Below are 24,710 nucleotides of genomic sequence, written 5' to 3' on the forward strand. Positions count from 1 at the left end.
ATGCAGATCCTGCCCAGTTCAGATGACGGTATCGATTGGCGACCGGCTGCGCCTGAAGCAGCAACTTCCCTACCTCAAGTCGGCCGATCCGATGCCGATGTTGCGGCCGCCGGATCTGGTGGCTGCCGGCGAAGTGGGTGAGGTGGTTGCCCTCCACCCGATGGACACAGTCGCCGTTCGGTTCCGTCGGGGAACGTTTTTGATCGCGCTCGATCGGCTGGACCTGATTGATGCCGAAGATGCCGAGGATTCGGACTAACCAGCTGCCCGGCGATTCCAGCGCCGTTCGAGCTGCTTCAGTGCTCCGGAGGTTCCGCACAGGCTGAGCCGTGGGTTGCTGAGCCAGCGCGCTGCTGCCTCGCGGACATCGGACGGTGTCACTCCCGCGAGGGCGTCAACACATCTCTGGTCATGATCATCGGGAAGCCCCTGCGCCTTCAGTTGAACGCGCCGTTCAGCCCGTTGGGAACAGGTCTGCAGCCCCTGGGCGAGTTGGCCGATGTACTTGGCTCGTGCGAGCTCAAGCGCTGTCTCACTGAGGTGTTGCTCCCGTAGCTCGTCCCAGATCGTCAGCAGCAAGTCCAGGGCGAGCTCCGCCCGTTCCTCGACGCTGGAGGCCATCAGAACAAACGGAGCGGGACCTGCCAGGGCAGGGAAGTGTGCTGCCACGTCGTAGGCCACGCCATGGTCCTCACGCAAACGCTGGAACAGCAGGCTCGACATCCCGACTCCCAGATGGCACTGCAACAGCCGTAAGGCCAGTTCATCCGGATGGCCATGCCCCAGCGTCGCCTGACCCAGCATCAGAACCACTTGTTCCGTGTCCATCGGTTCAAGCTGAATTGTTTCGCTGCCGACTCCTTTGGCGTAAGGGAAACGGCTTGCGGGATCTCTGGCTTTGCCCCTCGGCCAGTCGCGGAAGTCTTCAAGCGAACGGAACTTGTCGATGATTTGTGGCGGGATGCTGCCTGCCAGGGCGAGAACACTTGATGCTTCTGGCAGCCGCTGGGCCAGTGGAAGCAGCGCCGTTCGATCCAGCTCGACAAGCTCTTCAGCGATGCCCATGGGGTCATGGCCATAGCCACCGCTGCCGTATGTCAGCTGCCTCCAGCCTGTGGTGGCGCAATGGAACGGGTCTTCCCGCTGCCGCTGCAGGGCCTGAATCGTGAGCGAACGTTCTAGGGCCACCTGATCCGGTTCAAGGTGGGGTGCTCGCACCATCTGCGCCAGCAGTGGCAAGAGATGCTCGGCGTCTTCAACCGTGCAGCGCAGGCTCAGGATCACGGCGTCCTCCTGGGCATCACAGCGCAGACCCGCGCCGCATCCCTCCACAAGGTCAGCCAGCTCCAGATTGTTGAGTCGTCCGCAGCCCCGGCTGAGCAGGGACGCCAGCAGGTCATGGCCCCCCCGGGCTCCGACAGGGTCGTCTGCGCTGCCGACTGGAAGCAGCAGTTTCGCGGCCAGAATCCCTGGAGTTGAGACCGGTTCGACGAGCAGTTCGGGGTTGCTCATTCGTTTTCCGTCTTGGCTTGGGCGGTCAGCACGCAAGCTTGTTCGGGTTGAAGCTTTGAAAACAGGTCCGAGCGCAGCCGCTCTGCCGTCCATGGCGAGAGGAACGCCAGGGGTTGCAACAGATCCTGCTGACGGTCCCAGAGGCTCTGGCTGGCACAGAGTCCTGACACCTGACCCGTCGATTCCAAGGCATAGCGAAGCCCATTGCTCACCAGTTGCTGCCCCCGCTTCAGTTCCTGATCGGTGACGAGCTCCTGCGTCATGGTGCGCAGTTGCCGGTTGACCTCGTGTTCAACAGCCTCGAGGTGCTCGTCTGGGCAGATCACTTCCAGGGTGATCAGGCTGCCCTGTTCCAGAACTGAGAGGTCCATCGACACACTTTCAACAATCTGAAGGTCCTCCCTCAGGTGGTTGACGAGGCGACTGCGTCGGCCCTCCCCCAGCAGGGTTGTGGCGAGATCAGCCGCCATCACCCCGCCCTGATCATGGGCCTGGGGCGCCTCCCAGAGCATCAGCAGTCGGGCTGATTCAAGGCGATCCACCGCAACGCGGTGGCGACCGGGGCGCACGCTCAGGGAGGGCGGCGGTGATGACGGATCCGGGGCATCCACGAGTCCGGCCAGAGCTGAGGAGCCCACAGCGGTGCGCAGCTCAGCGGATGCGGGTCCGGCCACCGCTAGGCAGCAGTTGGAACCGCGGTATTGCCGTCTGTGAAACGCCTGCATGGCAGCGGGAGTCATGGCCTCCAGGCTGCGGGGCGTTCCAAGAATGGGTCGGCCGTACGGGTGTTGCTCACAGCCTTTGCTGAGCAGCAGTTGCAGCACTTGCTCGTTTGGTTGATCGGCGTATTGCGCGATCTCCTCCAGCACCACACCCCGTTCTGTGCTGAACCCGCCTGGATCAAGGCTTGGCTGCAGCACAAGTTCCAGCAACAGGTCCAACGCTTCGCGGGCTCGATCCGGTGGTGTCAGCACATGGAAGTGGACGTCATCAAATCCAGTGGCTGCATTGCTGCTGCCACCAAGAGCCTCGATCGCTTCATCGAAGGCCCCTGCGGCCAGCCGCTCACTTCCCTTGAACACCATGTGCTCAAGGAAATGGGCCATTCCCTCTTCCCCTGTCTGCTCACTGGCACTGCCTGCGCGGCACCAGAGATCGAGACAGGTCAGGGGTGCATCCGGCATGTCTGCCGTCACGCAGCGCACTCCGTTGGGGAGGGTCCAATGGTCCAGAGGGGGACCGGAGAACGGAAGGTTCAGAACTGCGTGGCAAAGTTCCATTCTGTGCCTGCTTCTCCGATGCAGCCCAAGCCGCTGGCGCAACCGCCAGGACAGCATCCCCTTGTGCATGCCTTGGCAGCGTCGATTCGTAGTGCCTGGAAGGGATTGCCAGGATTGGAAGCCCTCCCATGCGATGACGATCTGCGGTTGGTCACGGGGCAGCTTGATGGGGAAGGGCTAACGATCGGCAACGAGCTTTTTCGCTGCGTCGGCCTTCGCAAACTGCATTTGGAAGTCGCACGGCTCGGCAACGGACTTCAAATCCTTCACAGTGTCTGGTTCCCGGATCCCCGGTATGAGCTGCCAATTTTCGGGGCAGATGTTGTGGCCGGCCCGGCTGGCATCTCAGCCGCGATTGTTGATCTCTCACCAACCTCTGATGTCTTGCCAGAGCGGCTGCTGAATCGGCTTGAGGAGAAGCCATGGCCTTCGTTCCGTCAGGTCCGGGATTTACCGGCCTGGGGATCAGCCATCTTCTCCAGCAAGGTCTGCTTCATTCGACCGGATGGTGTGGAAGAGGAGTCGGCCTTTCAGGACCTGGTGAGCCACTACCTGCAGGTGATGGCGACAAGCGTGATCGAAGCGACTCCCGAAGCGTCGACTGCACTCACTACAGTTCGCCGATATGAAGGTCAGCTGAACTATTGCCTTCAGCAAAAACGCAACGACAAGACCCGGCGCGTCCTCGAGAAGGCCTTCGATTCGGCTTGGGCCGATCGCTACATCGATTTGCTGCTCTTCGACAATCCACCCGAACCGTGATGAGTCCCAAGCGCTGGTCTGTTGTGGCTGGAAGTTTGGTCATCGCTGCAGTGGGCGGCTGGTTTCTTCGACCAACGCCGGCACCAACACCTGTTGCCCCCCCTGCTGAACGATCGGTTCGTCCACAAGCCGTTGCTGCTTTGGGGCAACTTGAGCCTGCGGGGGACATCCGCAATCTCGCGGCTCCAACTGCAGGAATGGCGGGGACCCCGAGGGTTGCCTCACTTCAGGTGAACGAGGGAGATGCGATCAAGCGCGGCCAGGTGTTGGCGGTGTTTGATCACCGTGTTGGCCTCCTGGCAGACCTAGAGCGTGTTGACGCTGAGCTGAGAAGCCTGGACCAGGAGATCCGTCTTCAGGCCATTGAGGTTGAGCGTTTCACTCAAGCCGCGGACTGGGGAGCTGCTGAGTTGTCTTTGGTGGACAACAAGCGGGAGGAGCTGGTGCGCCTCCAGGGACAGCGGGATCAGGCCCTGGCTGAACGCAAAGGGTTCATGGCCGATCTCGAGCTGAGCCAGCTGATCTCTCCCATTGATGGTGTCGTCTTCAAGTTGCACGCCCGTGAAGGCGAGCGCCCTGGCGTGGAGGGAGTGATGGACGTGGGTGCGAACCAGGCCATGCAGGCCAGCATCGAGGTCTATGAATCCGATATCGCTCGGATTCGCCCCGACCAGTCCGTTCGCCTCACCAGTGAGAACGGTGGCTTCCGCGGTGAACTTGTCGGGCGCGTGCTGCGCATCAGTCCCCAGGTGGAACAACGGTCTGTTCTCTCCACCGATCCCACCGGCGATGCCGACGCCCGCGTTGTGGTGGTTGATGTGGTGCTCAACCCTGAAGATGCAGCCAAAGTCAGCCGTTTGGCTGGCTTGAAGGTGATTGCCCGCTTCGATCCATGAACCGGTTCTGGCGGGGGCGTCGGATTCCTCTCTCCTGGCTGTTGCTGACGCGCCAGCCCGTTCGCTTGCTGGTGGCACTTGCCGGCATCAGTTTTGCGGGAATTCTGATGTTCATGCAGCTCGGATTCCGTGATGGCCTCTTTGACGCCAGCGTCACGGCGCACCGGCTGTTCGATGCCGATGTCGTCCTGATTAGTCCCCGCTCCGCCAGCTCCGTGAGTATGGAGGCCTTTCCCAGGCGGCGGCTGGTTCAGACCCTGGCTGATCCCGATGTCGAGGGGGTGACCCCGGTGCACTGGGGGCTGATGCTCTGGCGCAACCCCGAAACGCGGCGCAACCGGTCGATCCTGGCCTTGGGCTTCAATCCCGATGACCCCTTCTTCGTCGACCCCTCCCTTGCTGAGAAAACTGACGCTCTCAAGCAGAAAGGGCGGATCCTGTTTGATCAGCTGTCACGCCCCGAATTCGGACCCATTGCCGATTGGTATCGCGATGGCCGGGTGGTGGAAACCGAGATCGCTGGCAACCGCGTCCGGGTGGCGGGTCTGGTGAGCCTGGGCACCAGCTTCGGTGCCGACGGCAATCTGCTTACGAGCACCGAGACGTTTCTGGATCTGATGCCTCAGAAGCCGCCTGGGGCGATCGAAGTGGGTCTGGTGCGCTTGAAGCCAGGAGCGGACCCTGAGCAGGTGGTGTCCCGATTAAGCCAGCGACTGCCCAAGGATGTTTCGGTGTTAACCAAGCAAGGCTTCATCGATTTCGAGCAGAACTACTGGAAGAGCAGCACCTCCATCGGTTTCATCTTCACCCTCGGCGCTGCCATGGGGTTCGTTGTTGGCTGCGTGATCGTGTACCAGGTGTTGTACACCGATGTCAGTGACCACCTGCCGGAGTACGCCACCCTGATGGCGATGGGCTACCGGCTCAGTCACCTGCTTGGTGTGGTGGTTCGTGAGGGGTTTTATCTGGCCGCTCTCGGCTACGTCCCCGCCTATCTGGCCGGGCAGGGTTTGTACTGGTTCGTTCGTGACGCGACCAAACTGCCCGTCGGCATGGATCTCTCGCGGGCGCTCACCGTTTTGGTGATGATCCTGGTGATGTGCATGCTGTCGTCGCTTTTGGCCATGCGTCGCCTCATCGATGCGGATCCGGCGGAGATCTTCTGATGACCGCAGTTGTTGTGGATCAGCTGTCCCATGCTTTCGGCCAGGGGGCGATGCGCCGTGAAGTTCTTCAGAACATCAGTCTCAGGATTGAGCCGGGCGAAGTGGTGCTGCTGACCGGTCCCTCCGGCTGTGGCAAGACAACGCTGTTGACCTTGATCGGCGCTCTACGCACGGTGCAGCACGGTCAGGTGTCTGTGCTCGGTGAGCCCTTGCATGGGGCCGGCCGACGTCGACGCCAGCAGGTGCGCCGGCGCATTGGAATGATTTTTCAGGGGCACAACCTGTTGCGCTGCCTCACCGCAGAACAGAACGTGCAGATGGGATCTGATCTTCTGCCAGATCTCAGCTACAGAGCCCGCCGGGATGAAGCCCGTCAGTGGCTGCGTGCCGTCGGATTGGACGACCACATGGGCAAAGTTCCACAGGATTTGTCCGGAGGACAGAAGCAGCGGGTCGCCATTGCCCGTGCCCTTGCGGCTAATCCCAGGCTGCTCCTGGCGGACGAGCCCACAGCAGCCCTTGACAGCCGCACGGGCCGTGAGGTGGTGGAGCTGCTGCGCCGACTTGCACGCGAACAGTCCTGTGCGGTGCTGATGGTGACCCATGATCCACGCATCGTTGATGTCGCCGATCGCGTGCTCCAGATGGAGGATGGGCGTCTGCTGAATGCCGTTGAGTAGACTCAGCGTTGATTCAAGAGCCCGCAGTTCCGCATGGCCAAGCGCAGAAACCTGAAGAAAGAGAAGCAGGAGCGGAACCGCGCCTACGCCCGCAAGTTCAAGAAGCGCAAGATGCGGAACGATGGCCGTGGTGAAGGCGCTGGCAATGGCGTGACCGGAACCGCCAACAATGGTGGCGCGGCGGACTGATCTGCCAAGCAATGTTCAGAAAAAAGGGGCCTGCGGGCCCCTTTTTGTTGTTCGTAGGGTGGGTTCCCTTCTGCATCGGCCGTCGCGATGTTCGTCAGTGTCGTTATTCCGACCTACAACCGACGCCCGATTCTCGAGAAATGCCTCGCGGCACTGGAAGATCAGCAGCTCGCCGGAGCTCTTCAGGACTACGAAGTTGTTGTGGTCGACGACGGTTCCACCGATGGAACGCCGTCGTGGCTGCGGGAGCAGTCCCATCGTTTCCCCCATGTGCGCCTGATTGAGCAGGAGCACGGTGGTCCGGCAGAAGGGCGGAACCGCGGTGTTGATCATGCCCGTGGCGATGTGATCGTGTTCATCGACAGTGACCTTGTGGTCACAGAGACCTTCCTGGCGACCCATGCCATGGCCCTTCAGCAATGCTGGGAGAGGCGGGGTGATCGTCTCTGTTTTACGTACGGCGCTGTCATCAACACCGCCAACTTCGAGGCGCCCAGCTCTGAACGTCACAAGCTGAGGGACTTGTCCTGGGCTTATTTCGCCACGGGGAACGTGGCCATTGATCGAGAGGTGCTGGAGCGCTCAGGCCTGTTCGACACCGGTTTTCGCCTCTACGGCTGGGAGGACCTGGAACTTGGTGAGCGCCTGCGGCGGATGGGAGTTGAGTTGGTGAAGTGTCCGGCTGCTGTCGGCTATCACTGGCACCCTGCTCTGAGCCTCGATCAGATCCCCCGCCTTGTGGAGGTGGAGCGAGAGCGGGCCCGCATGGGGCTTGTGTTTTACCGCAAACACCCAACGCGACGGGTGCGCTTAATCATCCAGTTCACCTGGTTCCATCGGATTCTCTGGGAGCTTCTCACCGTCGGGGGGCTGATCAATCCATCGAGCCTTCGCCCCTTGCTTCGCTGGTTGATCCGTCATGGCTATTCGGGGACTGCGATGGAGTTGCTTCGTCTGCCCCTCAACCGCATCGGCGTGCGTGCCTTGTTCCGCGAGGCCCGAGCGGCGGGACTGCGCTGATCAACGTTTTGATACCTTCTATAGGTCCTTTCACTCCGCACACCTGCCCGTTTCGGGTGCACCGTGAGACCGGCATCTGCTGGTTGTTCAGGTCCCTGGCAGGTGGAGGCGAACCCGAAACCCTCAAGCTATGGCTGTCGTCACCCTCGCCGAGATGATGGAGGCTGGTGCCCACTTCGGACACCAGACCCGTCGTTGGAACCCCAAGATGTCGCGCTACATCTATTGCGCGCGCAATGGTGTTCACATCATTGACCTTGTGCAGACCGCCGTCTGCATGAACAACGCTTACAAGTGGACTCGTTCTGCTGCCCGCAGCGGCAAGCGCTTCCTCTTCGTCGGCACCAAGAAGCAAGCCTCTGAAGTGGTGGCTCTCGAAGCTGCACGCTGTGGAGCCTCCTATGTGAACCAGCGCTGGTTGGGCGGCATGCTCACCAACTGGACCACCATGAAGGCCCGGATCGATCGTCTCAAGGATCTGGAGCGGATGGAATCCAGTGGAGCCATCGCCATGCGCCCCAAGAAGGAGGGTGCGGTGCTGCGTCGTGAACTCGAGCGTCTCCAGAAGTACCTGGGCGGTCTGAAGAACATGCGCCGTCTGCCCGACGTCGTGATTCTGGTGGACCAACGCCGTGAGTCCAATGCTGTGCTTGAAGCTCGCAAGCTCGACATCCCCCTGGTGTCCATGCTTGATACCAACTGCGATCCGGACCTCTGCGAGGTTCCGATTCCCTGCAACGACGATGCAGTGCGTTCCGTGCAACTGATCCTGGGTCGTTTGGCCGATGCGATCAATGAAGGTCGCCACGGTTCCAATGATCAGCGCGGCGGCGACGCCGACGCCTGATCACCTTTTCCTTCCTCGACACTGCCGTCCTCCGAAAAAGGAGGACGGCCCTTCCACCCTTCTCTTCCTTTCCGACCGATGCCTGCCGTATCCGCCAAGCTTGTCAAAGAACTCCGCGACAAGACCGGCGCGGGAATGATGGACTGCAAAAAGGCACTTGCCGCTACGGATGGCGATGCCAACAAAGCCATTGAGTGGCTTCGTCAGAAAGGCATTGCCAGCGCTGAAAAGAAATCCGGACGCACCGCTGCTGAAGGTTCCATTGGCAGCTACATCCACACCGGTGCACGGGTCGGCGTTCTGGTTGAAGTGAACTGCGAGACCGATTTCGTCGCTCGTGGAGACATGTTCCAAGCGCTTCTCCGCGACGTTTCCATGCAGGTGGCTGCATGCCCGAACGTCGAATACGTCACCACCGATGAGATCCCTGACGAGATCCGTGAGCGAGAGAAGGCCATCGAAATGGGCCGTGACGACCTCGATGGCAAGCCTGAGCAGATGAAGGTCAAGATCGTTGAGGGCCGCATCGGCAAGCGCCTCAAGGAACTGGCCTTGATGGAGCAGCCTTTCATCAAGGACAGCTCGATCACCGTGGCTGATTTGGTCAAGCAGACCGCCGGCAAGATCGGTGAGAACGTCAAGGTGCGCCGCTTTACCCGTTACACCTTGGGTGAGGGCATCGAGGTGGAAGAGAACGACTTCGCCGCTGAAGTGGCGTCCATGCAGAACGCCGGCTGATTCCCTTGTCCGACCCGGACGTCAGGCCTGCTTACGACCCGTCAGAACAGCTGGCACGCCTCCAACGGCTGTGCCGGCTGCGGGCGATTGCTCTGTACAGGGAGCAGGCTCTCTATCTTCAAGTCTTGCGTGAGCTGCTGTCAGGAGCCACACGCCAGGCACTGTTCAATCTTCTCGGCGAGGTCGACCCCTCCCGTTTCAGCCGGCTTCCGAAGTCGACCCGTCAGAATTTTCATGCGTCGGTCGATGATCTGATCAGTCGCTGCAGCGTCCTTCTCACGGTGGAGCAGCTGATGCCTCTGGTGCAGCAGATGCAGCAGGAGCAGCGGCGGCAGCAGGCCCATGCCGGCCGAACCATGCTTCAGAACCTCAGCCGGCAGACGCTGAATAAGGATCCTGAGCCCGAGTTGTCCACGTCTCCGCCGCAGCCCGAGGAACCCAGTGGTTCCATTCAGTTGAGCCTGGCCTCTCCCCTCGATTCACCACCGGCGGCCACCGCTTCAGGTCCAGGCGCCGAACCTGGTCCTGAGCACCCTGATGCGAAACCAACAGGGGATCTCGATGTGCTCCGCTCGCTGTTCGAGTTGGCCGGCGATGCGATGCAGCAGGCCCAACAACCCGTCGAGGCCAATGGAGCTTTGGATCAGTCCATTGCAGGTGACGACCACTTCCTCCCCAATGAGCCGGATGCCCTGTTGCACTGGATCTACGCCATGGATCAGGCGCTGGAGCGACGGTTGCGCAACTTGTCCCATGCTGTGAATGTGCAGATGCTGCGGTCAGGGTTGGCCCAGACGCTCCTGCCCATAAGCCTTCTTGACGCCGTGTTGAAAGGACAGGTGGAGACGCAGCCGACCGCCACAAATGTGTTGCGGTTGCGTCTCCCTTTGGCCGTCGGCGATCTCGATCAAGGCATGGATGTTCTTTGTGTGCTCCTGCGCAGCAACGATCTGGAGTTCGACAGCCCACGCTTGCGTCAGTGCCGCAAGCGATTGCGCACTCACCACCATGCTCTGCTCACAATGGTTCGGCAGCAACGCCACTGGCAGCGTCGCTCCCTGGATCGTGAGGCCCGAACCCATTGGCAGACCCCATCCGATTCAACGCAGCAGCTGAGCGGGGACTGACCAGCGATCAACTGTCGCTGTTCCTGGCGTGGATGCTTCCAATTCAGCGTTCGCTGGGATTGGAGGCGGACCGCGGTTTTCAAAATTTGCAGGGTCGCCAACAGCGTTTTCATGACTTTCTGCAGCAACAGCTCGGAGCGCCACCGGCATTGCCTTTCCCCCAGGGGGTGACTGAACGGATGACGAGGCTCAGTGCGGGGTTCGCCGATTATCCAGAGCTGGCCGATCCTGCCCGCCGGCGTCTTGTTGCCGATGCGCGTCAGTGGTTGCACGAGCTGCGCCATCGCCTGGAGCCCTCTGCGCCCATGGCACCGCCACGCCTGAAGGTTCAGGCGTCCTCCAAAACTGGAGAGGGCGCTCAACGCCCAACGTCACCGTTGCAGCTCGATAGCCCGATCACGCAGATCCGAGGTGTGGGGCCGAAATTCGCCGCTCGCCTGGCGTCGATCGGACTGCTTCTGGTGCGCGACCTGCTGCGCTATTACCCCCGCGACCATGTCGATTATTCGGCGATGCGCCGTATTGAGGCGCTGGTGTCGGGGGAGACCGCCACGATCGTGGCCACGATTCGCCGCTGCAACGGCTTTGTCAGCCCGAGGAACACCAACCTCGCCATCATCGAGCTCCAACTGCAGGATCCGACGGGTCGCCTGAAGGTGAGCCGTTTCCTGGCCGGTAAACGCTTCAGTTCCCCGGCCTACCTCAAAGGTCAGCAGCGTCTCTACCCCGTTGGTGCCACGGTGGCCGTCAGTGGTCTTGTCAAAGACGGCCCCTACGGCATCACGTTCCAGGATCCCTTGATCGAGGTGCTGGACAGCCCCTCGTCTCCGGTGAAGTCCCCCAGTATCGGTCGGCTTCTGCCGGTGTATCCCCTCACGGAAGGGGTCGGGGCCGACCGTTTTCGCAGCTTGATCGATCAGGTCTTGCCCCTTGCTGCCACCTGGCCCGATCCCCTGCCCGCTGCGCTTCAGCAGGACTTTGAGTTGCCAACGCTGGCAGATGCCCTGCAAGCGCTGCATGCGCCCAAGGATCGTGAAAGCCTTGATCGGGGGCGACGCCGGCTGGTGTTCGATGAGTTTCTGCTCCTGCAGTTGGGGCTGTTGCGCCGGCGTCAGGTGCTGCGATCTCGGACGGGGCCTGATCTGGATCTTCAGACCAGTGCTGATGGGCTCGTGGGGGAGTTCATGGATCTGCTGCCCTTCCGCTTCACCGCAGCCCAGCAACGGGTCTTTCAGGAGATTGAAGCCGATCTCGGTCGCACCGAACCCATGGCCCGACTGGTGCAGGGGGATGTCGGCTCGGGAAAGACGGTGGTTGCCATTGCAGCGTTGCTCAGCACCATTACCTCGGGTTGGCAGGGGGCCTTGATGGCTCCAACGGAGGTGTTGGCCGAGCAGCATTACCGCAACCTCTGCCAGTGGCTGCCTCAGCTTCACGTCAGCGTCGCCTTGTTGACGGGATCCACTCCACGACCCCGCCGCCGTCAGCTGTTGGATGACCTGGCCAACGGTTCCCTCAAGGTGCTGGTGGGCACCCACGCCCTGCTTGAGGATCCTGTGGTTTTCAATCGCCTGGGTCTTGTGGTGGTGGATGAACAACACCGCTTTGGCGTTCACCAACGCGATCGTCTGCTCAACAAGGGCTTGCAGCCGCATCTGCTCACCATGACGGCAACACCGATCCCACGGACCCTGGCGCTCTCGATGCATGGGGATCTGGATGTCAGCCAGATCGATGAATTGCCTCCAGGTCGCACACCGATTCGCACCCGCATGCTCACGGCTGGTCAACGAGAGAAGGCCTATGAGCTGATCCGTGAGGAGGTGCAGCTTGGCCAGAGGGCCTATGTGGTTCTGCCTCTGGTGGATGAGTCAGAGAAACTCGAGCTTCGTTCGGCCGTTGAAGTGCATGCCGAGTTGGCCTCGGAGGTCTTCCCTGATCTGGCGGTCGGGCTGCTGCATGGGCGTCTCTCCAGTGTCGACAAGCAGACGGTGTTGACAGAGTTCGCTTCCGGCAAGACCCAGGTGCTGGTGTCGACCACGGTGGTGGAAGTGGGGGTGGATGTGCCCGAGGCCAGCGTGATGGTGATCGACCATGCCGAGCGCTTTGGACTGGCGCAATTGCATCAGTTGCGGGGGCGCGTCGGTCGTGGCGCCGCCGCCTCCCACTGCCTGTTGATCAATGGCAGTTCCAATCCCCTGGCACGCCAGCGCCTGGATGTGCTGTTGCGCTCCACCGATGGTTTTGAGATCGCTGAGATGGATCTGCGTCTGCGTGGTCCTGGACAGGTGTTGGGGACCCGTCAGTCGGGCCTGCCCGATCTGGCCTTGGCCAGCCTTGCCGATGATGGTGCCGTTCTGGAGGATGCGCGAACCGCTGCCCAGGACCTGCTGAACCACGACCCCAAGCTTGAGCACCTGCCATTGCTACGCGAGACCTTGGACGCACAACAGCGTCGCCTCAGCGGCGCCACTCCCTTGAACTGACCCACCCTGTTTCTGCGATTTGATGCGCCCCTGGAGCCCGATCCCGATCAAGGAATGCGGCGAGTGCCTGCAACCACTGCCAGGGGAGTTGCTGCGGATGGAACCGCATCCGTACATGGCGCTTGGTGCTCCCTATGGGCCATCAGGACAACCCTTCCAACTTCGCCAGGGGGTGGTTCGGCGGCTACTGGAGGCGCAGCAGCGTCTCCTCAATCACGACCCCAGCCTTCGCCTGAGCATTTTTGATGCGTGGCGTCCGATCGCGGTGCAGGCCTTCATGGTGGAGCACAGCATTGCGGAGCTCTGCCGTGAGCGTGGAGTTGAACGGCGGTCGGGTGATGCCTTCGATCGCGTGGTTGCCGATGTGGGCCGGTTCTGGGCTGCCCCCAGCCGCGATCCTGCGACGCCTCCACCCCACAGCACCGGTGCTGCTGTTGATCTCACCCTGAGCAACGGTGCAGGAATACCGCTGGCGATGGGTGGAGAGATTGATGCCATCGGCGCACTATCAGAGCCCCAGCATTACGCCGGACGGGAGGATCCGGAGGCGCGATGCTGGCATCAACGCCGACAGCTTCTGGCCGATGTCATGGATGCTTCCGGCTTCGCCCAGCATCCGAACGAGTGGTGGCATTACTCGTTCGGAGATCAACTCTGGGCCTGGCGCAAGGGTGCTGCCGCTGCGATCTATGCCGAAGCTGTCAACAGCGCGCTCACTTCCTGATCACCCAGCTTCTCAATGTGGTCCCCGAAGCTGCGTCGACCACCGGCAGCCTTCCAGCTCAGCAGCAACGGTTCGAGGGTCTTTTCCAGATCGTCGAGTGGCAATTTCTCCATGTAGGGACGCGCCAGACGTTGGAGATTGGGGGTGCCCCCGAGCCAGAGTTGGTACTGGTTGACTCCGTTGCCGACCAAACCAAGTTCCGCCATGTAGGGCCGAGCACACCCATTGGGGCAGCCGGTCATGCGCACGAGCAGTGACTTCTCGATCTCGAGCCGACGCAGCTGAGCATCCAGGCGATCCAGAACATCCGGCAGGATGCGCTCCGATTCGGTGATCGCCAGGCCGCAGGTGGGCAAGGCCGGGCAGGCGATGGCATGTCTGGCCAGGCGGGCTGGAGCTTCAGGCACCTCAAAACCAAGCGCCTCAAGCTGCGTTCGGATGCTGGCGCGCTGGGAGGTGCCGATGTTGCAGAGCAGCAGGTCTTGATTGGCGGTGAGACGAATCTCCAGCTGGTAGGTCTCAACGAGCTGGCGCAGTCCTGCTTTCAGATCACCGTTCAAGCGTCCGCACAGCAGGGGCAGGCCAACGAACCACATCCCCGCCTTCTGCCGATGCCAGCCGAGGTAGTCGAGCAGTTTGGCTTTCGGCTCATTGCGCAGCCCTTTGAGGGTTCCCTTGAAGTAAGTCGCGCAAAGGGTGTCGCGGAACCACTGAATACCCTTGTCATGCAGCAGGTATTTCATGCGGGCGTGCTTGCGCACTTCCCTGTCGCCGTGGTCCCGTTGCAGCGCCAGGATCGCCTGGACTACATCGAGAACGTTCGCGGCGTCGACATAGCCCAGGGGGTCCGCCGTGCGGGCGAAGGTCTCGTCCTTGTTGTGGGTGCGGCCCATGCCACCGCCGACGTAGACGTTGCAACCACGCAGTTCGCCGGAGGGATCGGTGAAGGCCACCAGGCCGATGTCCTGGGTCAGCAGGTCCACGGAGTTGTCCCCGGGCACGGTGACTGCGACCTTGAACTTTCTTGGGAGGTAGGTGTCCCCGTAAAGAGGTTCATCCGCGCTACCTGAAAACAAACCGTCTTCGCTCTGGCGCTTCCTGGCCTTCTGTACGGCGCGGCTGGGCTTGAAGCGATAACTAAGGTCACCATCCACCCAGAGATCGAGGTAAGCCCCTTCGGCAGCCTCAGGGCTCAGCAGATCGGCGATTTCATCCGCCAGGCGGCGCGCCACGGGATAGCCACCCTTCTCGAAGGGAGCCGGAGGAGCCATCACATTGCGGTTGATGTCTCCGCAGGCCGCCAAGGTCGAACCCAGGTTGCGAACGATGGTGCCGATCACCTCCTTCAGATCAGCCTTGGCGATGCCATGCATCTGGAAGGCCTGGCGCGTGGTGGCCCGCAGCGTTCCATCACCCAGACGGTTGGAGAGGTCATCCAGGGCGAGAAAAAGCCTGGCGGGGATGCGTCCGCCCGGACTGCGCAGCCGCAGCATCATTTGCCAGCTACGGACCTTATCGGTTTTGCGCAGTTCGCGGTGGTGCTGCTGGTAGCTGCCGTGGAACTTCAGCAGCTGAACGGCATCTTCCGTAAAGCGAACCTCATCGTTGCCGAGCTCGCTCAGCAGTGGATCGCGCAGATGGTCGCTATCCAACTTGCGCTGCTCCGCCTTGGACAGCGATTGAGATCCGGTTTCCGCCACTGCCAAGGAGCTTTCCCCCACCCCGAAAAGGATTTCTTGATTTGAACGTAGCGAAACGGCTTCCAATACAGTCGCTTTCGGCTCTGACCTTGGCGTGACGGCAACCTTTCTTCTGGAAATCGGTACCGAGGAGCTTCCCGCCGATTTCGTCAAGCAAGCGCTTGACCAGCTTGAGCAGCGTGTGAGTCGCGATTTGCTTGAGGCAAGGCTCGGCCATGGGGTGGTGTCGGTGTTCGGCACCCCTCGGCGCCTGGTGGTCTCCGTTGCTGATCTGGAAGACCAGCAACCCGACCTTCAGGAAGACCGCAAAGGCCCCCCCGTGGCCCAGGCTTTCAAGGACGGCCTCCCCGGGCCTGCGGCGATTGGCTTCGCCAAGCGTTGCGGTGTTGATCCCTCAGCGCTGGAGCAGCGAGAGACCCCAAAGGGCCCCTGCGTCTTCGCAACGGTGTTGACCCCTGGCCAAGCCAGTGCTGATCTGCTCCAGGGTCTGATCCCCCAGTGGATCGATGCCCTTCAGGGGCGGCGGTTCATGCGCTGGGGGACTGGGGCGCAGCGCTTCAGTCGTCCCATCCGTTGGTTGCTTGCCCTCAAGGGGGCCGAGGTCATTCCCGTGGAGCTGGATGGTGCGGACCCCAAGGTTCGCAGCGATCGGTACAGCCGTGCGCACCGGCTCCATGGTGACCAGCCGCTCTCCATCACAACGGCGGATGAGTTCGGTGAGACCCTCGCCGCCGCAGGCGTTGTTGTCGATCGTGCGGAGCGGGCCAAACGGATTCGTACCAGCCTTGACCAGTCGGCGAAGGCCGCCAACGGAACACCCGACTGTCCGGAGTCTCTATTCGAGGAACTGGTGGACCTTGTCGAGGATCCCAGGATCCTTGAGGGGACCATTGCTGAGCGCTTCCTGCAGCTTCCCCCGGAGGTGATCAGCACCGTCATGCAGGCCCATCAGCGTTATGTGCCACTGCAGGTGCCTGGCCTGGAGGCTGACCCGCTCCGACTCACTGCTGAGGCTGTGCTTCGGCCCCAGTTCCTTTTGGTGGGCAATGGCCTGGCCCCGGCGTCTTCGCTAATCGTTCGTGGCAATGAACGCGTGCTTGGAGCGCGCCTGGCGGATGCCGAATTTTTCCTGGACGTTGACCGACGTCAGTCCAGCGCATCTCGGCGTGAAGCCCTTGATCGAGTCACCTTCGCTGAAGGGCTGGGCAGTCTTCTCGACCGCTCCGAGCGGATCGAGCGGCTGACGGGGCTGCTGTTGAAGCAACTCGGTCTTGATCCGAGCGTGGCGGATGCGGCCCAGCGTGCCGCTCATTTCTGCAAGAACGATCTGGTCAGCCAGATGGTGGGCGAGTTCCCTGAACTTCAGGGCCTGATGGGGGGCAAATACCTTCTGGAGGAGGGAGAGCCCCGCGATGTCGCTCTCGCTGTGGTGGAGCACTATCTGCCCCGGGGAGCCGGTGATGCCCTGCCCGCAACCCTCGCGGGAGCAGTTGTGGCCTTGGCGGAACGGCTCGAGCTGCTGCTCAGCATCTTTGCCAAGGGAGAGCGGCCGACAGGATCCTCCGACCCCTATGCCCTTCGGCGGGCTGGCAATGGTGTTGTGCAGATTCTCTGGGGCATGGCTTGGCGCCTTGACCTCATGGCTTTCCTGAACAATGCCGTGGCGGAGTGGGCTGCCCTGTTCCCTGCCTTTGGGGTGGACTCCAGCCAATTGCACAACGACCTCTGTCAGCTGATGCGGCAGCGGATCGTGTCTCAACTGGAAGACGACGGCTTTGCTCCCGATCTGGTGCAGGCTGTTGCTGGTGATGCCGTCTCCAGCCAGCGTCTGCTCAGTGATCCCCTGGATGTGAAACAACGGATTCAGCTGTTGCGTGACCTTCGGGACAGCGGTCAGCTGGATGCCGTCCAGGCGGTGGTGCAACGGGCAGCCAAGCTTGCTGAAAAAGGTGATCTGGCGCGGGATCAGCTTGTGGCCGGCGATGTGGTTCAGCCCGATCGATTCGAGTCAGCCAGTGAGAAGGATCTGTTCGCAGCTCTGGAGCAGCTGCAGCCACTGGCTCAGCAGCGGTCGTATCAATCCCTCGCCGATGCGCTTGTCGCGGCAACCCCGGCTCTTCAGGCCTTCTTTGACGGTGACACCAGTGTGATGGTGATGGTCGAAAACCCCGACTTGCGGCTCAATCGCCTCAATCTGTTGGCCGTTCTGCGGAATCAGGCTTCGGTGTTGGCTGAATTTGAATCGATTCAATCCAAATGAATGGCAGCTCCAGCCCCAGCGGCTAAGCAGGAGCTAGTCCATTCCTTTGGAATGCCTGATCAAGAGACCAACACCACCCAGCAGCCTGTCGTGATTCGCCAGGGAGGCAACGGCCTGGGCACCGTCATCGCGGCCGTCATCATCGCGGCCGCAGCCATCTACGCCGTCAACGTTTGGTCGACCACCAAAAAGGAAACCTCCCCGGCCAAGAACATCGAGCAGGGGATTGAGCGGATCAAGGACGCCGCGGGCAAAGCGATCGAATCGCGCAACTAACCCACGGCATCAAGGTTGTTTTGGGCCGGCCTCCTTCAGGAGACGCCGGCCTTTTCCTTCGACTCGGTCTCCTTCGAATTGGATCCTTTCGGATCGGTGGCTTGAGCCTTGATCTGCTGTGCAGCTTCCTCGGCGAGGAAATCACCGTCCGAACGACCAACGGCAGAAGGCACAGGGTCGTATTTGGACGGAGCCAGGGCCTCTCCGCGAATCAGGCTGCCCAGGGTGCGAAGGGTGAGCTTGATCTGCTGCCAGGGGTTCATCATCACCACCCGTTTGTACAAATAGCTATCGAAGGTCAGCTTTTGTACGTCCTTGTCGTCGCACATCTCGACGAAGGCTTCCCGGGCGGCATCGTTGCGGTAGAAGATCCGCTGCAGGATGTCGAGCACCGCGTAGGTGGCGCCGTACTTGCGGTCCCAGCGCTTGATGTAGGTCGACTTGATCTGCTTTTCCGTTGGGATGGATGCACCGCTGTTGGAGATTTCCACGATCGCCTCGGCACACATCCGGCCGCTCTTGGCAGCGAAATAAATCCCTTCCCCTGAACTCTTGGTGACGTAGCCCGCTGCGTCGCCCACCAGGGCCATGCGGCCTACAACCCGTCGCGGGCGGGGATGCTCAGGAATGGGGTGGGCTTCCACCTTGATCACCTCTCCCTGGAACAGACGCTTGTTGGCCCGCTCGCGGATGCCCTTTTGCAGACCCTTGATCAGGCTTTGGTTCTGCTGCATGGTTCCGGTGCCTACGGCCACATGGTCGTATTTGGGAAACACCCAGGCATAGAAATCAGGGGACACATCGGTCCCGACATACATCTCCGCGAGATCCTCGTAGTAGGTCATCTCTTCGGCGGGGAGCTTGATCCGCTCCTGGAAGGCGATGGCAACGTTGTAATCACCGGCATCCATGGCTTTCGCCACCCGGGAATTGGCGCCATCGGCACCAATGATCAGATCAACCGCGAGGGTCTTCTGCTCGCCGGTGGGGCCACCACCGCTGTAATCGGCGTAATGGATGGTGTAGGGCCCCTGACGGTTGGTGCCGGTGTCGATTTTCTGAACAAGACCATTAATCAGGGTGGTGCCCAGATCAGCAGCTCTGTTGCGAAGGAAGGCGTCGAAGACCTCGCGACGGCACATGCCGATGTAGGCGTTCTCGTCGTAGCCGAGGGGATCGAGCTTGATGTCCACCTCCCTGTTGGAAGGGGAGATCATCTTCATGTTGCGAACCTTGCGGTCAATAATCTCGTCTGGCAGGTCGAATTCTTCGACCATGCAGAGCGGTATAGCCCCACCGCAGGGTTTGGCGTTATCGAGTTTGCGCTCGAACAGCCAAGTCTGAATTCCTGCCTTGGCAAGGATCTCCGCAGCACAGGAGCCACTGGGGCCACCGCCGATCACCGCAACTCGCAACATCTCAGCCCGTCTCCGCTGGATTGTTTTTTGAAGCTATCACTGTCACAACAACCATTGTGGGTCGAACTGGCCACTGCCTTTACGATCGAAACAACACGCATCAGCGCCTTGGCTCGGGCCTCCTCTGCGCGACGCACCGAGCGGGAGGATATTCCGGTCGCCCGTCGGACACGACCGCCGCGGCAACGGAAGGGAAATGGCACTGCTGGTCTGCTGTTCGGACTTGTTCTTGTCTGCGCTGGAACCCTTGTGGTGTTGCTGGTTGCTCCCACCCTGTTCTCGCGTCGCCAACCCACGCAGACATTGGAGATTTCAGGCTTTCGTGAACGTCCTGATGCGGATGGCCGGCTTCTGGGTCACTTCCCCTACAGCGAAGCGCAAGCCGATCAACTCATCGTGTTCCAACCGGGAATTGAGCTGAATCTGGAGGCAGCCGATGCTCTCGACACGATGATGCGATCCGCCTCGGCTGATGGTGTTGATCTCCGATTGCTCAGCGGGTTTCGCTCCCTGGACCTTCAGGAATCCATTTTCTTCGATGTGGCTTCGGAACGGAACCAGACAGCTGAGGAACGCGCCCAAGTGTCGGCTCCACCGGGCTATTCCGAACACAGCACTGGCTATGCCGTTGATCTTGGCGATGGCCGCGCTCCTGAAACCAACCTCTCCCAGAGCTTTCAAGACACCGACGCCTTTCGCTGGCTGCAAGACCATGCCGCTCGTTATCACTTTGTTCTGTCTTTTCCGGAGGGAAACCAGCAGGGTGTGATGTACGAACCCTGGCACTGGCGCTATGAGGGAAATGCAGATGCACTGCGCCTCTTCGAGGCGGCCCGTCGGTTTTCCAGGCGCGATCCTTGAACGTCCCTGAGCTGCTGTCTCCCGCCGGTGACTGGGCTTCGATGCGGGCGGCCGTCGCCTCCGGTGCCGATGCGGTGTACTTCGGCGTTGATGCCTTTAACGCGCGGCAGCGGGCGGAAAATTTCAGGCTCAATGATCTGCCTGAGGTCGTCCAGTGGTTGCATCAGCGCGATGTGAAGGGTTTCCTCACCTTCAACGTGTTGGTCTTTAGCGATGAACTGGAAGCGGCCGCGCAGTTGCTGATCGCTGCAGACGAGGCGGGTGTGGATGCGGTCATCGTCCAGGACGTGGGGCTCTGTCGTTTAGCCCAGCGGCTGGTGCCCCATCTCTGTGTGCATGGCTCCACCCAGATGTCGATCACGAGTGCAGCCGGCGTTGCCCAGGCTGCGGCGCTTGGTTGTCAGCGGGTGGTGCTGGCGCGTGAGCTGGCCCTCCACGACCTTGAGCGTCTGACGAAGCAACTGGGTCAGCGGAACCTTGTGATGCCGTTGGAGGTTTTCGTTCATGGAGCTCTTTGCGTCGCCTATTCCGGCCAGTGTTTGACCAGTGAATCCCTCGGCCAACGCAGTGCAAATCGAGGTGAATGTGCCCAGGCCTGTCGCCTCCCTTACGAAATGGTGGTCGATGGTGAACCTCACGCTCTTGAGGATCAGCGTTATCTGCTCTCTCCCCAGGATCTTGCGGCCTGGGAGCTGCTGCCGGAGTTGCAGCGGATCGGCGTGGCCAGCTTGAAAATTGAGGGTCGTCTCAAGGACGCGGCCTATGTGGCTGCGGTCACCGACGCCTATCGACAACGCCTAGATCAGACTCCCGCTTCGTCGTCGCAGGTTCAGCCGCAGATTCAGCGGCAGCTCGAGCTGGCCTTCTCGCGTGGTTTGTCCACCGGATGGCTGGAGGGGGTCAACCATCGCCGCCTGGTGCATGGCCGCTGGAGCAAAAAGCGGGGACCACTGCTGGGGCAGCTGTTGCGGGTTGAGCGGGGTGGTTGGTTGCATCTGCGCAGCCGAGAGCAGCTGCATCCCGGTCAGGGCCTGGTGCTGGAAGAGCTCTCGTCCGATCCTCTGCAGCCACCACGGGAAATCGGTGGCCGGATCATGGTGTGTGAACGGATGGGTGCCGAGCGTTGGAAGCTGCGGCTGGGTCCGGATCGCGTGGATGTGGCTGGTTTGAGCTCGGGAGCTTCTGTCTGGCTCACCAGTGATCCCGATTGGCAGTCCCGTTGGCAGCGTGCTGCCCGCCGAACCGTCGAGGCGCGGCCCCGGGATCTGGCGCTGCGGGTGTCCGGTCGGTTGGATGCACCGCTGCAGCTGCACGTGCTGGCGCCGCAGGGCGTGGATCTGAAGCTCACCAGCACCATGCCGTTGCAGACAGCTGCCCAGCGCCCTCTCGACCGTGGACGCCTCCAGGAGCAACTGGGACGGCTTGGGGGAACCGGATGGTCGCTTCAGCGTCTGGAGATTCAGTTGCAGGGAGATCTTTTTCTGCCTGTGGCGGAGCTGAACCGCATGCGCAGGGCCTTGCTTGAGCTCTTGGAGGCTTCGCTGGACACCACAACAGAGTCTGGCCTCGTACCAGCTGCTTTCGAACGGGCGGATGCCCAAGAGCTGCTGGCCCGAATGTGCCCCCAACCTCCCGACCCGCACAGCGAAACGGCTCCGGGTCTGGTTGTTCTGGTGCGCAGTCTTGAGCAGTTGCAGACACTGGTGAATCTCTCTGATGAGGGTCTGCCGGTTCAATCGGTGGTTGCGGACCTTGAACAGCCCCGCGAGCTGCGGGAAGCGGTGGCGATGGGGCGAGGCTGCTGGCCGGATGGGCTCTGGTTGGCCGGTGCACGGATCACACGGCCCGACGAACGCTGGAGCCTTGAGCCTCTGGTTCGCGCACGGCCTGACGGGTTTTTGGTGCGGAATGCCGATCAACTGGAGGTGTTGACCCCCCTGGCCCCCTGCATTGGCGATTTTTCCCTGAATACCGCCAATCCCCTGAGTTTTCATTGGTACCGAGACCACTGGAAGCTGCAGCGGCTCACAGCCAGTTACGACCTCAACCTTCAGCAACTTTTGGATCTAGCGGCTGCTGTTGATCCAGCTCTGCTGGAGGTCACCTTGCATCAGCACATGCCCCTGTTTCACATGGAGCATTGCCTGTTCTGTGCGTTTCTGTCCGACGGAAAGGACCACACCGACTGCGGTCGTCCCTGTGAGACCCACCACGTGACCCTGAAGGATCGCAGCGGAGTGGAACATCCCCTCCGTGCCGATCTGGGCTGTCGCAACACGCTTTTCAATGGCACGGCGCAATCCGGCGTGGAGGCGCTGCCGTCTCTGCTGCGGGCAGGTGTGCGCAGGATTCGGCTTGAGCTTCTCGACGAGGATGCCAATGCCACGCGCCGACGTGTAGGCCTCTACGCCGAGGCCCTGGCGGGTCGGATGGCCACCCAGGACGTCTGGTCCCAGGAGCGGATCCACCATCAGCTCGGCGTCACCCGCGGCAGCCTGCGGATCAAGGGTCCTGAGCGCACCAGTCGAATCTCACGTTGAGATAACCTGTCGCACTGCGCCTTTGGCGTTCTTCACAATTTCTTACGGTTAGCCCGCATGAGCGCCAACAGCAAGGCGATCCGCAACATCGCGATCATCGCCCACGTTGACCACGGCAAGACGACTCTGGTCGACTCGCTGTTGGCGCAGTCAGGGATTTTCCGCGACAACGAAGCGGTGCCCACCTGTGTGATGGACTCCAACGATCTGGAGCGTGAGCGAGGTATCACGATCCTGTCGAAAAACACCGCGGTCACCTACAACGAGACCCGGATCAACATCGTTGACACCCCAGGCCACGCTGACTTCGGCGGCGAGGTGGAGCGGGTGCTTGGGATGGTGGACGGTTGTCTGTTGATCGTCGACGCCAACGAGGGGCCCATGCCCCAGACCCGCTTTGTGCTGAAGAAGGCCCTCGAGCAAGGGCTTCGTCCGATTGTGTTCGTCAACAAGATCGACCGTGCACGGGTGGATCCAGAGACCGCCGTCGACAAGGTGCTCGATCTGTTCATCGAACTGGGCGCTGACGACGATCAATGCGATTTCCCCTATTTGTTCGGCAGTGGTCTCGGAGGCTTCGCGAAGCCGGACATGAAGACCGACAGCGACAACATGCGCCCGCTGTTCGACGCCATCCTGCGCCACGTTCCGCCTCCGGTTGGTGACCCCGAGAAGCCTCTCCAGCTGCAAATCACCACGCTTGATTATTCCGACTTTCTCGGCCGGATCATCATTGGTCGGGTTCACAACGGAAAAATCAAACAAGGTCAGAGCGCTGCTCTGATCAAGGACGACGGCTCCGTGAAGAAGGGCCGTATCAGCAAGCTGCTGGGCTTCGAAGGCCTCCAGCGTGTCGAGATTGAAGAGGCCTCCGCCGGAGACCTGGTGGCCGTGGCTGGTTTTGACGACGTCAATATCGGCGAAACGATCGCCTGCCCGGATGAACCCACGGCTCTGCCGCTGATCAAGGTGGATGAGCCCACCTTGCAGATGACCTTCGTCGTCAACGATTCCCCGTTTGCAGGCAAGGAAGGCAAGTTCGTCACCAGCCGTCAGGTGCGTGACCGCTTGCAGCGTGAGTTGCTCACCAATGTGGCCCTGCGTGTCGAAGACACCGATTCACCGGACCGTTTCTCCGTGAGTGGTCGCGGCGAGCTCCACCTCGGCATCCTGATCGAGACCATGCGTCGTGAGGGCTATGAGTTCCAGGTGTCTCAGCCTCAGGTGATTTACCGCACCATCGATGGCACCCCCTGTGAGCCGGTGGAAACCCTGGTGATGGATGTTCCTGAACCCGCGGTTGGAAGCTGCATCGAAAAACTGGGCACCCGCAAGGGCGAAATGCAGAACATGGAAACCAGCGCCGATGGCCGCACCCAGCTGGAATTCATCGTTCCCTCCCGTGGTCTGATTGGTTTCCGTGGTGAATTCATTCGGGCCACCCGTGGCGAAGGAATCATGAGCCATTCCTTCTACGAATACCGCCCGATGATGGGTGAATTCGACACCCGTCGGAACGGTGTTTTGATTGCTTTTGAAGAGGGCACAGCCACCTTCTATGCCTTGAAGAACGCCGAGGATCGTGGCCAGTTCTTCATCAGCCCCGGCACAAAGGTCTACAAGGGAATGATCATCGGTGAATACAACCGACCTCAGGATCTTGAGATCAACGTCTGCAAGACCAAGCAGCTCACCAACATGCGCTCTGCCGGTGCTGAGGAACTGGACACGCTGCAAGCGCCGGTTCAGATGACCCTGGAACGGGCTCTGGAATACATCGGACCCGATGAGATGCTCGAAGTGACACCTGAATCGATTCGTCTGCGCAAGCTTCCCGGCAAGAAGCCTGCGAAGGCCAAGCGCTGATGCCCCAGTCGGATCCCCGCTTTCAGCAGGGCATCGAGCTCTTCAATGCCGGTGAGTGGTATGCCGCCCACGATCTGTTTGAGGAGCTCTGGCATGAAACGGCTGACCCGGAGCGGCGCAGCCTGCAGGGGATCCTGCAGGTCGCTGTGGCGCAGTTGCATCTGCAGCGAGGCAACCGGCGCGGCGCAACCATCCTTTTCGGTGAAGCCCTAGGTCGTCTGAAACGACCGGGAACGCCTGACCTGGGCCTGAACCTTGAGGCGTTGTGCCGTGCGACGCGACAACGTCTTGAAGCGCTTCAGCAGGATGGGGATCCCGAGTCATGCACTGTCCCTGTTCTGCAGTTGCAGCGCTGAAGCGCC

General features: G+C 61.1%; 22 protein-coding genes. 18 read left to right on the forward strand and 4 right to left on the reverse strand.

The window, feature by feature from the left end; genetic code table 11:
- The first annotated feature begins 22 nt into the window (after positions 1-22).
- Positions 23-259 carry a DUF3148 domain-containing protein gene (locus SynPROSU1_RS06375; protein ID WP_186572039.1) on the forward strand — a complete coding sequence of 79 codons (237 nt, stop codon included), beginning with the start codon at positions 23-25 and terminating at the stop codon, positions 257-259.
- Here the strand turns inward: SynPROSU1_RS06375 and SynPROSU1_RS06380 are convergent.
- Together SynPROSU1_RS06380 and SynPROSU1_RS06385 are read right to left on the reverse strand one after the other, a co-directional pair.
- Positions 256-1,512 (reverse strand): pitrilysin family protein, encoded by a 1,257-nt coding sequence (locus SynPROSU1_RS06380; protein WP_186572040.1) that lies wholly within the window; start codon positions 1,510-1,512, stop codon positions 256-258. The genes SynPROSU1_RS06375 and SynPROSU1_RS06380 overlap by 4 nt on opposite strands.
- Positions 1,509-2,792 (reverse strand): pitrilysin family protein, encoded by a 1,284-nt coding sequence (locus SynPROSU1_RS06385; RefSeq protein ID WP_186572041.1) that lies wholly within the window; start codon positions 2,790-2,792, stop codon positions 1,509-1,511. Before SynPROSU1_RS06385 ends, SynPROSU1_RS06380 begins: the two co-directional genes overlap by 4 nt.
- Positions 2,793-2,810: 18 nt before the next feature.
- Here SynPROSU1_RS06385 and SynPROSU1_RS06390 point away from each other — a divergent pair, with 18 nt between their 5' ends.
- The 11 genes from SynPROSU1_RS06390 (at position 2,811) to SynPROSU1_RS06440 (ending at position 13,427) form a co-directional block, all read left to right on the forward strand.
- A complete protein-coding gene (locus SynPROSU1_RS06390; protein WP_186572042.1) occupies positions 2,811-3,554 on the forward strand; it encodes a phycocyanobilin:ferredoxin oxidoreductase in 744 nt (247 codons plus the stop codon).
- Positions 3,554-4,450, forward strand: a complete 897-nt coding sequence (locus tag SynPROSU1_RS06395) for an HlyD family efflux transporter periplasmic adaptor subunit (RefSeq protein ID WP_186572043.1) — start codon at positions 3,554-3,556, stop codon at positions 4,448-4,450. Before SynPROSU1_RS06390 ends, SynPROSU1_RS06395 begins: the two co-directional genes overlap by 1 nt.
- Complete coding sequence (gene devC, locus SynPROSU1_RS06400) at positions 4,447-5,616, forward strand: ABC transporter permease DevC (protein ID WP_186572044.1); 1,170 nt, start codon at positions 4,447-4,449, stop codon at positions 5,614-5,616. The genes SynPROSU1_RS06395 and devC overlap by 4 nt, the downstream gene beginning before the upstream one ends.
- Positions 5,616-6,296, forward strand: a complete 681-nt coding sequence (locus SynPROSU1_RS06405) for an ATP-binding cassette domain-containing protein (protein ID WP_115023290.1) — start codon at positions 5,616-5,618, stop codon at positions 6,294-6,296. The genes devC and SynPROSU1_RS06405 overlap by 1 nt, the downstream gene beginning before the upstream one ends.
- A gap of 33 nt (positions 6,297-6,329) precedes the next feature.
- Complete coding sequence (locus SynPROSU1_RS06410) at positions 6,330-6,485, forward strand: hypothetical protein (protein ID WP_006850288.1); 156 nt, start codon at positions 6,330-6,332, stop codon at positions 6,483-6,485.
- Positions 6,486-6,572: 87 nt separating this feature from the next.
- Entirely contained in the window at positions 6,573-7,505 is a 933-nt protein-coding gene (locus SynPROSU1_RS06415; RefSeq protein WP_186572045.1) for a glycosyltransferase family 2 protein, read from the forward strand.
- A 130-nt stretch (positions 7,506-7,635) separates the two neighbouring features.
- The gene (gene rpsB / locus SynPROSU1_RS06420) at positions 7,636-8,352 is read left to right on the forward strand and encodes a 30S ribosomal protein S2 (RefSeq protein ID WP_186572046.1); all 717 of its coding nucleotides are present in this window, start codon (positions 7,636-7,638) and stop codon (positions 8,350-8,352) included.
- Positions 8,353-8,430: 78 nt separating this feature from the next.
- Positions 8,431-9,090, forward strand: a complete 660-nt coding sequence (tsf, locus tag SynPROSU1_RS06425; RefSeq protein ID WP_186572047.1) for a translation elongation factor Ts — start codon at positions 8,431-8,433, stop codon at positions 9,088-9,090.
- A 5-nt stretch (positions 9,091-9,095) separates the two neighbouring features.
- Positions 9,096-10,217 carry a hypothetical protein gene (locus SynPROSU1_RS06430; protein ID WP_186572048.1) on the forward strand — a complete coding sequence of 374 codons (1,122 nt, stop codon included), beginning with the start codon at positions 9,096-9,098 and terminating at the stop codon, positions 10,215-10,217.
- 32 nt (positions 10,218-10,249) lie between these two features.
- Complete coding sequence (gene recG / locus SynPROSU1_RS06435; protein ID WP_255444892.1) at positions 10,250-12,703, forward strand: ATP-dependent DNA helicase RecG; 2,454 nt, start codon at positions 10,250-10,252, stop codon at positions 12,701-12,703.
- A 22-nt stretch (positions 12,704-12,725) separates the two neighbouring features.
- On the forward strand, positions 12,726-13,427 hold the full coding sequence (locus tag SynPROSU1_RS06440) for a M15 family metallopeptidase (RefSeq protein WP_186572050.1): 702 nt from the start codon (positions 12,726-12,728) through the stop codon (positions 13,425-13,427).
- Here the strand turns inward: SynPROSU1_RS06440 and SynPROSU1_RS06445 are convergent.
- A complete protein-coding gene (locus SynPROSU1_RS06445; RefSeq protein ID WP_186572284.1) occupies positions 13,391-15,133 on the reverse strand; it encodes an NADPH-dependent assimilatory sulfite reductase hemoprotein subunit in 1,743 nt (580 codons plus the stop codon). The genes SynPROSU1_RS06440 and SynPROSU1_RS06445 overlap by 37 nt on opposite strands.
- Before the next feature lie 88 nt (positions 15,134-15,221).
- Between SynPROSU1_RS06445 and glyS the strand changes: the two genes are divergently transcribed.
- Complete coding sequence (glyS, locus tag SynPROSU1_RS06450) at positions 15,222-17,387, forward strand: glycine--tRNA ligase subunit beta (RefSeq protein WP_186572051.1); 2,166 nt, start codon at positions 15,222-15,224, stop codon at positions 17,385-17,387.
- The gene (locus SynPROSU1_RS06455) at positions 17,388-17,663 is read left to right on the forward strand and encodes a hypothetical protein (RefSeq protein WP_255444856.1); all 276 of its coding nucleotides are present in this window, start codon (positions 17,388-17,390) and stop codon (positions 17,661-17,663) included.
- Between the two features lie 35 nt (positions 17,664-17,698).
- Here the strand turns inward: SynPROSU1_RS06455 and chlP are convergent, their stop codons facing one another.
- Positions 17,699-19,081 carry a geranylgeranyl reductase gene (gene chlP / locus SynPROSU1_RS06460; protein ID WP_186572052.1) on the reverse strand — a complete coding sequence of 461 codons (1,383 nt, stop codon included), beginning with the start codon at positions 19,079-19,081 and terminating at the stop codon, positions 17,699-17,701.
- 108 nt (positions 19,082-19,189) lie between these two features.
- Here chlP and SynPROSU1_RS06465 point away from each other — a divergent pair, with 108 nt between their 5' ends.
- Genes SynPROSU1_RS06465 through SynPROSU1_RS06480 form a run of 4 tightly spaced genes read left to right on the forward strand, consistent with a single transcriptional unit; the run spans position 19,190 to position 24,704 of the window.
- Positions 19,190-19,942, forward strand: coding sequence for a M15 family metallopeptidase (locus SynPROSU1_RS06465; RefSeq protein ID WP_186572053.1), 753 nt, complete (start codon positions 19,190-19,192; stop codon positions 19,940-19,942).
- On the forward strand, positions 19,939-22,482 hold the full coding sequence (locus tag SynPROSU1_RS06470; protein ID WP_186572054.1) for a U32 family peptidase: 2,544 nt from the start codon (positions 19,939-19,941) through the stop codon (positions 22,480-22,482). The genes SynPROSU1_RS06465 and SynPROSU1_RS06470 overlap by 4 nt, the downstream gene beginning before the upstream one ends.
- A gap of 57 nt (positions 22,483-22,539) precedes the next feature.
- Positions 22,540-24,348, forward strand: a complete 1,809-nt coding sequence (typA, locus tag SynPROSU1_RS06475; protein ID WP_186572055.1) for a translational GTPase TypA — start codon at positions 22,540-22,542, stop codon at positions 24,346-24,348.
- Complete coding sequence (locus SynPROSU1_RS06480; RefSeq protein WP_186572056.1) at positions 24,348-24,704, forward strand: DUF309 domain-containing protein; 357 nt, start codon at positions 24,348-24,350, stop codon at positions 24,702-24,704. Before typA ends, SynPROSU1_RS06480 begins: the two co-directional genes overlap by 1 nt.
- The last annotated feature ends 6 nt before the right edge of the window (positions 24,705-24,710 follow it).

The sequence above is a fragment of the Synechococcus sp. PROS-U-1 genome (assembly GCF_014279755.1).
Classification (GTDB): Bacteria; Cyanobacteriota; Cyanobacteriia; order PCC-6307; family Cyanobiaceae; genus Parasynechococcus.